The sequence below is a fragment of the Candidatus Zixiibacteriota bacterium genome (assembly GCA_022865345.1).
GTDB lineage: Bacteria > Zixibacteria > MSB-5A5 > MSB-5A5 > RBG-16-43-9 > RBG-16-43-9.
Window position 1 is genome coordinate 1 of record JALHSU010000144.1, and the last position, 11,175, is coordinate 11,175.

The window sequence follows — 11,175 nt, forward strand, 5'->3', positions numbered from 1 at the left end:
ACCTTATGAACAAAAAGAAAAAAGTAGCCAAAAAGAAGGAAAGCTACTACTAACTAAAACATGAAAATCCGAGAAACGGATCTGTAGGACAGGACATTTTAACTTTGCAGAAATTAGGACATTTTAATCTTGCTATAACACAGGTTCATTTTATTCTTGACCCTTTCTTTTTTTGCTATTATTATAATTGATTGTATTTTAAGCCTCAAAAGGCAAAGATGAAAAAAAGATATAAAATACCCTTAATTTTCCTCTGCATAATTTTCTGCCTTATTCTCGCTGTTTATCTTCTTATAACCCAAACCAGATTTCTGGAGACTGAGGTTGCCAGGTATTTATCAACTCTGGCGGACAGGACCACCCCGGTTAAAATTAAAATAGGTAAGATCCACAGCTTTTTATGGGGTGAGGTAATAGTTGAGAATCTCCAGATTGAGTACGCTGAAAAAGGATATGAGTACACCCTTTTGGACTTAAAGAGACTGGAACTGGATTTTTCTCCGGCAGACCTTCTTCGGAAGAAATGGGACTTCAAAGGAGTGAGACTTTACCAGCCAAAGATCCAGATCAAACAAGCCCAGGACGGACGCCTGCTAATTCCTTTTCTGAAAAAAGGGAAAGGAATTTCTGAAGGAGTTCCAAATTTCTCCTTCCCATATATTCTTTTCAAAGATGGCAAGGTCGATTGGGTCTCGGTCAAAAAGAGTCTAGAGCTGGACAGTGTAAACTTTACACTCTCACTTAATAATGATAAAGAAGGGGTCAATTTAAATCTCATTGGCGGGAGCTTACTTGCCAGGATAGAGAAAACACTGGAGTTAAAAAGAATAAACGGCAGGGCTAAAATCAAATCAAGCCAGCTGACTTTAGAAAATGTAAAAATTGAGACTGCTGATTCTAAATTTGAATTGCTGAGCGGGACACTTGATATGAAACCGCTTTCTTTTTCGATTACTCTGAAGGGAGACCCTTTTTATCTGGCTGACATAACAAAAATAAGCGGTATAGGCCTGGATGGAAAACTGAATTTGGAAGGAAGTCTTGAAGGAAACCTGAAAAGGATAAAAGGGAATTTAGTCTTAGAAGGAACTATGTTTAAAGAGGAGTTAAGCGGGCTGAAAACCAACTTTCTTTTTGAAAAGAAGAAGTTCACCTTTTATTCAATTCAGGGTAGGGCTTTCCGGTCTCCGGTCCAGCTAAAAGGGGAGCTGAATTTGGAAGAAAAACCGGAAAGCTATATGCTTGAAGGAAAAGTCAAGGATTTAGATCTTGCCAATATCGTTGCCACTTCTTTGCATAGCGATCTTTCAGGTAACCTGAAGATGCAGGGGACGGGCCTGGACGAAAAAAGCTTTCTATTAAATTTCAACCTGGAGTTAGAGCCGGGGAAGTTTGATATGTACAGTTTCTCCAAGGTTGTGGGGAATCTCACGGTTAATCTAAATGAGGCGCAGTTCGGCAAAGATTTCAAGCTCTGGTATAAAGATACTGAGGTTACAGGTGAGGGAAGGGTTGGGTTTACTGATTCGCTCAACCTGCAGGGACAGGCAATATTCAGAGACCTGAGTAACTTCAACGGTCAAACATTCGTCCAGGAAATGGGAGGAAGAGGGGAATTCCAGTTCAAAGCCAGAGGTCCAGTTACAGATTTTTCGCTTGAGGGTAGATTTGAGTCTGACTCGATCTGGGGGTACAAGCTCTTTAGTTCCGATCTGAAATCTGACGTTAAGATAGACAAATTCATCAGCCGAAAGGGAGGAATCATACGTTCTCTGCTTTTAAACGGAACAGCCTGGAGCATCCCCTATGACTCGCTTTCCTCTACTATTTTTCTGGAGGGTGATTCGATCAGGATAGATACTACCAGGATGATGAATAACTCTCTTTCCTTAGTCTTCTTTGGAAACCTTGATATATCGAAGTTTCCCCAGAACCTGACACTTGAGCAGATAGTTCTTGACTACCGGGGCAATAAGATTGAATCGCAAATCCCGGCTAAGATTGAGCTGGATAAAGATGAGGTCAGGTTTGCTCAGAACAACTTCACGGTCAACGAGGGAAGCTTCACCGTTTCCGGAAAGATGGACTATGAGGAGAGAATGGATTTAAAAGTGGATTTGAAAAATATTTCGATTCTGCCCTGGGAGAGATTTCTATTACCTGATAGAAGGATTGAAGGTAAAACAGATGCAGGCCTGCAGATCAGAGGAGATTTTAAGAATCCGGAATTAGTGCTCGATATCCAGATTACAGATTGTAATTATGAAGGTGTAGTTTTAGGGAACCTGAGCGGGAACCTGTCATACAAAGATCGGCTGCTAAATCTTGATAAGCTTTCTCTTGTCAGTCCGGACGGAAGCTATAGCCTCGCAGGCTCATTGCCCCTGGACCTTTCATTTTACCCGGTTCCAGAAAGGTTGTTAAACCAACCCCAGAACATGATTTTCAAAGGAGAAGGAAACAGATTCAGCCTGGTTCATCTCTTTATTCCGGACGTCGAGTATCTTCAAGGGGTGTTCAAAGGAGAAGTCAACCTCACCGGGACTCCGCTTCACCCGGAATTGAGAGGTAATTTAGAGCTTTCTCAGGGCATCTTGAAACTTGTTCCCCTGCAGAACCCGATCACCGAAATGATAGCCAGGATAAGGATGGAAAACGAGAACCTGTTTTTCGACGAGGTTCGGGGTTTTGCTTCGCAGGAGGCAACTACGGACAACCCTTTGAAGAAAATCTGGCATTTTATTTTTCCAAAAAAGAAAGTCAAAGGGGAAGTTTTCCTCTACGGGAAAATAAACTTAGGAGACATCAAAGAGCCAAAGTATGATCTAACCCTGGTGGGGAGGAACCTGCCATTGAGCTATGAGTATGCTGACTTCACTGCCACTACTGATTTCAACTTAGAAATCGCAGGGGCTCTGCCACCCCTGGTCTCGGGCAATATATATTTTACTCAACTTTCCTTCAAAGACCCTTTTACCAGCTTGATGCAGACTGAAGCTGGACCCTCGATTCCGAATGAGAATTTGTGGGACCTCAGGCTCAATCTTTCCGGGGATAATAACCTCTGGGTATTAAACCAGGACATGCAGGCAGAGTTTAAAGGTGAAGTCCTCTTATCTCGAGAAAGCGGAGATTTACGAATGTTAGGCGGCATGGAGACGATCCGCGGCAAAGACTTCATTTATGGAACGACTTTCAACATTGAGAAAGGTAACGTTGTTTTTGACAATATCGAGAAAATCGACCCTAAATTAGATTTCTTAGTTTCATCCTCTTTAGCTGGCTCAGCTTTAGTTACCACAGATTCTGTTACCAAAGGAGCTCAAGAGATAGAGCTGGCGATTACCGGAACCCTATCTGCACCGGAAATACAACCGGCAGCAGGTTCTCCTTATTCTAAGGAACAGATAGCTGAGCTTTTAGCTTTTCACCAGAACCTCTCCACAACTGGAGCAGGAGGAGGCAGCCTTTTCCAGAGCAGACTGGTGGGCAGTCTGGGTGAGGCATACGCTAACCGTTTTCTGGGAAATTTGGCTGCGCGCAGTATCGGTGTTGAAACTTTTGAAATTAAACCCCTTGAACCCGGAAGGTTCAGTCTATTGGAGTCAGAAGTGACCGTAGGGAAATACATTTCCAACAAGTTATACTTGCGCTATACCCGCAGGCTCTCACAGTCTACCGGGCAGGAGGCCGGGGTGGAATACCGTCTGGGCAAGCGTTTCTACTTTGAGGGCTCCCGGGATAAATTGGGACTCTTTCATCTGGGATTAAACCTTTACTGGGAATATTAATGAAATCAGCCATCTTCAAAATTGTCTTCTTCATTCTGGCATTATCATTCACTATCTTCCCATTCAAGGAAAGCTCCGCGAGTGCTGGTCCCCCCAGTACAGAAAAACTTGTCATTAAAAAAATCGACGTCTATGGTAATACCTTTTTCTCGGTGAAGAGGATCAAACAGGAGATGTCTCTTAAAGAAAATAAGTGGTATAATCTTTTCAAAAAGCAAAGGTTTTATAAATGGAAAATGGAGAATGACCGTTTAGCCATTGACAGCCTTTATCATATTAACGGCTTTCTACAGGCTCAGGCCGGAATCGATTATCAGGTAGATTCCTTAAATCAAGGTAGATTAAGAGTAAACATCTTTGAAGGAGTCCAGACCAAAGTAAAAGGTTTTACAGTAAAAGGAGGGCTGGAAAATCTTTCCTCTAAACAGGACAAGGAATTAAGCCGGCTTAAGCCGGGTGAGCCTTTGAATCTTTCCCAATTAGGCGTGCTTTCCTTTAATCTGAAAACCATTTATGCAAATAATGGCTATCCCTACTGCAGCATAAAAACTGAAATAGAGATAAGCCAGGATAGCACCCAGGCTCAGATTAACTTTGAAATAGAGCCGGGGAAAATGGTCAGGTTCGGGGATATCTCGGTTGAGGGGTTATCCCGCACCCATGAGAAGGTTGCCAGAAGAGAGCTCACTATAAAAAGTGGAGAGATCTACAGCCGAGAAAAAATCCTGGATAGCGAGCAGAGAGCTTATTCAACCGGGCTATTTACTTATGTGAGCCTGGATGCAAAGAACCCTGCAGAAAAACCTGAGAATCCTGATTTCATCTTAAAGTTAGTGGAGAGGAAACCAAGTTACGTTGGGGTGAAGTTAGGGCTGGGACAATATCAGCCCCAGAATTTAGTCGCTGACCTTACCACGGCTGACCTGACCTTAGAATGGGGCAACCGGAATCTGGCTGGAACTGCCAGGAAAATTAGCTTATCCGGTTTCAGCAGTTTTGTGGTTTTCAAAAACTGGCAGAATCTTACCAACCGTTTCAAATTTGGTTTTGTAGAACCGTGGCTTTTCGGGACCAGGACCCCTTTTAATTTTGACCTTTATTACGAGCCGGGTGTAAAAAGCGTTATCCAGCCTTATCGAATTGAGTCTTATGGCGGAAACTTTAATTTCAGCCGGGAGCATAAGAAATTCCTGAAGTTCTACCTGACTTTTTCCTACCAGCAGGTCAAGGTCTACGGGATTGCGCCGGAATTTCTGGAGGAGTTCAAGAGTGAACAGGGGATAAGTATCCGCAGGAAGATGGACTTTGCAGTGGAGAATGATACCCGACCGAACCCGTTTGTACCAGCTTCTGGGTCATATTTTCAGTTATTTAATGAGCTGGTTGGAGGATTTTTAGGAGGGGATAACCATTTTTACAAACTGATCTGGACCTGGAGCAGATATAATACTCTGGGAAAACCTGATCAGATTAATGTTCTGGCGACCCGGTTGAAAATCGGTTATGTGCAGAAGCTATTCAAAGATAAATACGTTCCTACTTTTGACCGTTTCTATGCAGGAGGAGCTTACACCATCAGGGGTTATTCAGAGAACACTTTAGGACCAAAAGATGTTGAAGGAAAAAACACAGGCGGGGGGCTGATGCTTATCGCTAATTCAGAGATCAGAAAAGCGCTTTTCTGGAAATTCGGTTACACGTTTTTCTTAGATGCCGGGAATGTCTGGTCAGAGCCGAAAAATTTCAAAGTATCAGATATCAGACTGACCGGAGGAATTGGGCTGCAGTTTTTTACTCCCATAGGACCAATAAGATTGGACTATGCCAGGAGGATTCTGAGAAACGGTGACCCGGCTGAAGGTGTGTGGCATTTAGCTATACTTTATGCTTTCTGATAAAACATACCGTATGACGAATAACGAATGACGGATAAGGAAAACAAGAATATGAAAAAACCGATTATAGGGATTACCTGCAGTATTGAAGAAAAAGAAGATAGAAACAGGAAGTATCCGCTGGTCTATCCTTTTGATTATGTTAAAAGGCAATATTATCTGGCAATCGAGAAGGCTGGCGGGGTTCCCGTTCTTCTGCCTAATCTGGTGAATATCACTTTGATTGATGAGATTCTGAACCTGCTGGATGGGCTTCTGATGAGCGGAGGGTATGACGTTCATCCTCAATATTTTGGGGAAGAGATACTCAGAAGTAATGTCAAAATCACGCCGGATAGAGATAGATTCGAGTTAGCCCTTGTCAGAAAGGCGAGAGATAAAGGAATCCCGATTTTAGGAATCTGCCGTGGACACCAGTTAATTAATGTTGCTTTTGGCGGGACTCTTTATCAGGATATATCTCTGAGAAAAGAGTTCACTTTAGAACATAAGATAAAACAGTCTTCCCGCTTCAAAAAGAGACATCAGGTCATCATAAAAGAAGGCTCGAAGCTTTTTTCCATACTCAGAAAAAAAGAGATCGAGGTTAATACCAGCCATCACCAGCTTATAAAAAAGATAGCTCCGGGTTTTGCGGCATCTGCTTTGTCCAAGGAAGATGGAGTGATTGAGGCTTTAGAGAGTCCCGAGGATAATTATCTGCTCTCAGTTCAATGGCATCCGGAAGTTTCGTATAATGAGAAAAATTCAAAACTGCTCTTTAGGTCATTGATAGAAAACTCTAAAAAGAGGGGATGATATTCTGGACAAGGTTAAGATTCTGGATAAAGTTCAGCTTTATGCGATTGCCGATCCAAGCCTCTGCCTGAACAGGGATTTGGTTAAGTTAATATCTCAGGCAATAGAAGGTGGGGTTCAGATGGTTCAACTCAGGGATAAGAGATCAGGTGATGGAGAATTTTTTGAACTTGCCAGGAGGATTCATAAGATTACTCTGAAAAAGAGAATTCCTCTAATCATTAATGACAGGGTGGACGTTGCCAGACTTGTAGATGCTGAAGGAGTGCATTTGGGGGAGGAGGACCTTCCTGTAAAAGAGGTAAGAGAAATTTTAGGCTCAAAAAAGATAATTGGAGCGTCTGCTTCGGATATTAAAACCGCTAAAATCAAAGAAAAAGAAGGTGCTGACTATATCGGGCTTGGTTCCATTTTTGGAACCGATTCTAAAATCATTGAGAAACCCTTAGGGGTTGAAATTCTTAAAGATGCCGAAAAAACTTTGAAGATCCCTGTTTTTCCCATAGGCGGGATTAATCAGTGTAACCTTGATCAGGTTATCTCCAAAGGCACTAAAAGGATTTCGGTTATCTCTGCTATATTCATGGCTGAAGATGTGAGGAAGGCAACCCGGGAGCTTCTGAGAAGGTTAAAGTAATAAATTGTAGCGTCGGGCTTTATGCCCGACGATAGGTGGAAACGCGTAGATTTTTTGTGCTTGCCAGGTCACCAGACCTGGCAAGTCTCTACATGGGGTTAGGGGAACTGACGACCACAGAGATTGAGAAAATGCCCTGGTAGGCGGGGCTACCAGCCCCGCACGCCCCAACTCACTGATTCTCTATCGACTTTTCTCTCGGAAAGATCTCTAAAAGCGACCCTGAAAGGGTCGCGCTACGAAAATCAAAACATTTTTAAAATTAATCTTGACAAAGTTAGTAAGGATTACGTATATTAAATAAGGTAAAAGAAGTAAGATTATAGAAGCTAGTAAAGCCTGACCAAAGTCAGTTAGAACAAGAAATAGTTCATAGCCACTTTAGTGGCGTAAAGATTAAAAGGCAAATTATGAATATATCAACTCGTGGAAGATATGGTTTAAGAGCGCTTGTCGAGCTTTCAACGCTTTCCAGAGAAGGTCCGGTTAATTTGAGGGACCTTTCTGAAAAACAGAAGATGTCCATTGACTATCTTGAGCAGATTTTCAACAAGCTGAAAAAGGCTGGTATAGTACAGAGCATACGCGGAGCCAAGGGGGGATACATTCTGGCTTCAGATGAGGGTAAAATCACGGTGAGCCAGGTGATCAATGCTTTAGATGGTCCCATTTCCATCTCCAACTGTTATAACCCGAATCTAAGGGAGAAAAGCTGCACCGGACCTGCGACCTGTGTCACCAGGGTTTTGTGGAAAGGGCTTGAGGATACTATAGATTCTATGCTCTCTGATATCACCCTGAAAGATCTGAGAACTCAAGGATTTAATCTTAAATTAAAGAGGAGCCTAAAGAATGGAAAGAAAAATTTACTTGGATCATAATGCCACCACACCGGTTCATCCGGAGGTACTTGAGGCGATGCTTCCATTTTATAAAGACGGCTTCGGAAATGCTTCCAGTATCCACAGTTTTGGAAGAGAGGCTAAAGTGGCGTTGGAGGAGTCCAGGGAGAAGGTGGCAAAGTTTTTGAATGCAGACCCTCTGGAGATATATTTTACCAGCGGGGGAACTGAATCGGATAACCTGGCAGTTAAAGGGGTTGCCTGGGCCAATAAAAAGAAAGGGAATCACATCATAACTTCCCAGATAGAGCATCATGCGGTTTTGGAAAGCTGTAAATTTTTGGAAAAGGAAGGGTATGAGATAACTTATCTTCCGGTTGACAAATACGGATTAGTAGATCACGATGAATTAAAGAAAAGCATCAAGAAGGAAACCGTACTGGTGAGCATAATGCATGCTAATAACGAGATGGGGACAATTCAGCCGATTGCAGAGCTTGCCGGACTGGCAAAGGAAAAAGGTGTATATTTTCACACCGATGCGGTGCAGTCCACCGGAAAAATGAAAATCGATGTAAATGAGTTGAATGTGGATATGCTTTCTCTATCCGCGCACAAGTTTTATGGACCCAAGGGAGTTGGTGCTCTCTATATAAGGAGAGGTGTCAGGCTGACTCCTCTGGCTCACGGAGGACATCACGAAAAGTCCAGAAGAGCAGGGACTGAGAACGTGCCAGGGATTGTGGGGTTGGCAAAGGCTCTGGAGATTGCACATTCAGATATGCAGGAAGAGGAAAGAAGACTGAAATCGCTGACTGAGACATTCTTTAAGAGAGTAACTGAAAGGATTCCGGACGTTTTCATGAATGGTCATCCGGTATTGAGAATTCCCAATACTATGAATGTGTCCTTTAAGGGAGTGGAAGGGGAGTCGATAATTTTGAACCTGGATTTGAAAGGCATAGGCGTGGCTTCCGGCTCTGCCTGCACTTCCGGCTCACTTGAGCCTTCTCACGTGCTTTCAGCTATGAGGGTCCCTGGTGATTTAGCCCAGAGCTCCTTAAGGTTCAGTTTCGGCCGCAGTAATACAATTGACGATGTCAATTATGTGGTCGAGGTGCTTCCGGAGATTATTTCCAAATTGAGGGCGATGTCACCTATTTATCAGAAGTAAAGAGCTTAAATCAATACTTTAAGATGTAAAGATAAGTCATTAAATAAAAATGAGGTAAGATATGGCATACAGTGCTAAAGTAATGGAGCATTTTCAGAATCCAAGGAACGTGGGTGAAATTGAAAACCCGGATGGGGTCGGAGAAATCGGAAACCCGGTTTGCGGCGATATAATGAAGCTCTATATCAGAGTAAAAGACGATCGGGTAGTAGATGCCAAGTTCAAGACCTTCGGATGTGGTGCCGCGATTGCGACTTCAAGTATGATTACAGAACTGGTCAAAAATAAGACCTTAGAAGAGGCAGAAAAAATCTCCAGGCAGTCTGTGGCTGAGGCTTTAGATGGACTGCCCGCAAATAAGATGCACTGCTCAAACTTAGCTGCGGACGCATTGCATAAGGCAATAGAGGATTATAAGAATAGAAAAAAGAAGAATGAATAAAAAGCTTGTGCCGTCGGTGAGGGTAGTGGTGGCGATGTCTGGCGGTGTTGACTCCTCACTGGCGGCTTTTTTATTGTCCGAATCTGGAGAAAAGGGGTTTGAGGTAATCGGCATTACACTCAAGCTCTGGGATTATTCCGAGGTCGGGGGCGACCTATACAGAGACGGCAGATGTTGTTCTCTTGAGGCGATGAACGATGCCCGGAATATCTGCCAGAAGATCGGTGTTCCTCATTATGTTCTTGATTTCAGGGAGGAATTCAAGGACGAGGTCATCTCTAACTTCATAAATGAATATAAAAAGGGGAGAACTCCTAATCCCTGCATAATTTGCAATACTCAAATCAAGTGGAAACTTCTCTGGAATAAGGCTAAAGAACTTGGAGCAGAGTATCTTGCCACAGGTCATTATGCTCGGATAAAACATTCACCAGAAGACGGAAGATTTATGCTTCTAAAGGGCGTTGATCCCAAGAAAGACCAATCCTACGCTCTGTGGGGGTTGTCCCAGGAGAATCTTTCAAAAACTATCTTTCCTTTGGGGGAACTGACCAAAAAAGAAGTCAGAAACCTGGCAAAAAAATACAGTCTGAAAACTGCTCTTAAGGAAGAGAGCCAGGAGATCTGCTTTGTGCCGGATGATGATTATGAAAGATTTTTAAGGGAATGGGATAATAGAGATTCGGAGAAAAGTTTGAGTCAGATAAAGCCGGGACCTATTTTTGATCTAAAAAGAAACAGGTTAGGAGAGCACAGGGGGATTGCATTTTATACAATCGGGCAGAGAAAGGGGTTAAACATAGCTTTGGGGAAACCACTATATGTAGTTAAAATTGACCCAGAGGAGAATGCGATCTACGTAGGTGAAAATAAAGACCTTTTCAGAACAACTTTTATCGTTTCAAATCTAAACTGGATTTCTATTCCTGAAGTAAAAGATAAAATAGAATGTTCGGTTAAGATCAGGTATATGCACACTCCGGCAAAGGCCACTATTTTGCCGTATGCTGACAACGTAGGGATAAGGCTTGTTGAAGGAAGCGAAATCCCGCTTAGCGGGGTCCCTGTCCGAAATGAAGATCGGACAACCACACGGTTCGACAGGCTCACCGTCCTGAGCAGGGCTGAAGGAAGGGTTGTCCCTACTAAATCTGATGCTCATAAAAAAAACGCAAGAGCAAGCTCTTGCACTCCACTCAAAGTCTTGGTGGAATTCGAAAAACCCGAAAGGGCAATCACTCCTGGCCAATCAGCAGTTTTCTATGAAGGAGAGAAGGTGATTGGTGGAGGGATTATAGAAAAGACGTTATCGTAATTCGTTATTCGTGACCGTAAAGGTCTCGCGTAGGGGCGGAGCTTGACAGCGGCAGGTATGCGGTCACGAAGAATATTGGGGACATATACGTTTTCAAAGCCCCGGTTTTGCGCAACGTGGCTATGACTGCTCCTTATTTTCATGACGGGAGCGTTGACCACTTGCAGGATGCCTTGAAGATTATGGCACAGCTACAACTGGGTAAAACACTGACCGATGCCCAGGCTGGCGATATTGTGGCTTTCTTAAAATCATTAACCGGGCAAATACCGGAAGAGGCG

8 protein-coding genes and 1 pseudogene are annotated in these 11,175 nt (G+C 43.2%); all 9 read left to right on the top strand.

Annotated elements, in window-relative coordinates; translation table 11 throughout:
* The first annotated feature begins 218 nt into the window (after positions 1–218).
* The 9 genes and pseudogenes from MUP17_06670 (at position 219) to MUP17_06710 (ending at position 11,175) form a co-directional block, all read left to right on the top strand.
* A complete protein-coding gene (locus MUP17_06670) occupies positions 219–3,791 on the top strand; it encodes a translocation/assembly module TamB domain-containing protein (protein ID MCJ7458656.1) in 3,573 nt (1,190 codons plus the stop codon).
* Positions 3,791–5,686, top strand: a complete 1,896-nt coding sequence (bamA, locus tag MUP17_06675) for an outer membrane protein assembly factor BamA (GenBank protein MCJ7458657.1) — start codon at positions 3,791–3,793, stop codon at positions 5,684–5,686. Before MUP17_06670 ends, bamA begins: the two co-directional genes overlap by 1 nt.
* A 51-nt stretch (positions 5,687–5,737) precedes the next feature.
* Entirely contained in the window at positions 5,738–6,484 is a 747-nt protein-coding gene (locus tag MUP17_06680) for a gamma-glutamyl-gamma-aminobutyrate hydrolase family protein (GenBank protein ID MCJ7458658.1), read from the top strand.
* 79 nt (positions 6,485–6,563) lie between these two features.
* Positions 6,564–7,121, top strand: a complete 558-nt coding sequence (gene thiE, locus MUP17_06685) for a thiamine phosphate synthase (protein MCJ7458659.1) — start codon at positions 6,564–6,566, stop codon at positions 7,119–7,121.
* A 410-nt stretch (positions 7,122–7,531) separates the two neighbouring features.
* Entirely contained in the window at positions 7,532–8,002 is a 471-nt protein-coding gene (locus MUP17_06690) for an RrF2 family transcriptional regulator (GenBank protein MCJ7458660.1), read from the top strand.
* Entirely contained in the window at positions 7,974–9,137 is a 1,164-nt protein-coding gene (nifS, locus tag MUP17_06695) for a cysteine desulfurase NifS (protein ID MCJ7458661.1), read from the top strand. Before MUP17_06690 ends, nifS begins: the two co-directional genes overlap by 29 nt.
* A gap of 61 nt (positions 9,138–9,198) precedes the next feature.
* Positions 9,199–9,579: a Fe-S cluster assembly scaffold protein NifU gene (gene nifU, locus MUP17_06700; protein ID MCJ7458662.1), complete on the top strand. Its 381-nt coding sequence runs from the start codon at positions 9,199–9,201 to the stop codon at positions 9,577–9,579.
* On the top strand, positions 9,572–10,894 hold the full coding sequence (gene mnmA / locus MUP17_06705; GenBank protein MCJ7458663.1) for a tRNA 2-thiouridine(34) synthase MnmA: 1,323 nt from the start codon (positions 9,572–9,574) through the stop codon (positions 10,892–10,894). Before nifU ends, mnmA begins: the two co-directional genes overlap by 8 nt.
* 41 nt (positions 10,895–10,935) lie before the next feature.
* Positions 10,936–11,175, top strand: a pseudogene (locus tag MUP17_06710) (cytochrome-c peroxidase).

What these genes read in the sequence shown, in the direction of transcription:
- nifS (MCJ7458661.1), top strand. Translation starts at nt 7,974, where the DNA reads ATGGAAAGAAAAATTTACTTGGATCATAATGCCACCACACCGGTTCAT.
- MUP17_06680 (MCJ7458658.1), top strand. Translation starts at nt 5,738, where the DNA reads ATGAAAAAACCGATTATAGGGATTACCTGCAGTATTGAAGAAAAAGAA.
- MUP17_06690 (MCJ7458660.1), top strand. Translation starts at nt 7,532, where the DNA reads ATGAATATATCAACTCGTGGAAGATATGGTTTAAGAGCGCTTGTCGAG.
- MUP17_06670 (MCJ7458656.1), top strand. Translation starts at nt 219, where the DNA reads ATGAAAAAAAGATATAAAATACCCTTAATTTTCCTCTGCATAATTTTC.
- bamA (MCJ7458657.1), top strand. Translation starts at nt 3,791, where the DNA reads ATGAAATCAGCCATCTTCAAAATTGTCTTCTTCATTCTGGCATTATCA.
- nifU (MCJ7458662.1), top strand. Translation starts at nt 9,199, where the DNA reads ATGGCATACAGTGCTAAAGTAATGGAGCATTTTCAGAATCCAAGGAAC.
- mnmA (MCJ7458663.1), top strand. Translation starts at nt 9,572, where the DNA reads ATGAATAAAAAGCTTGTGCCGTCGGTGAGGGTAGTGGTGGCGATGTCT.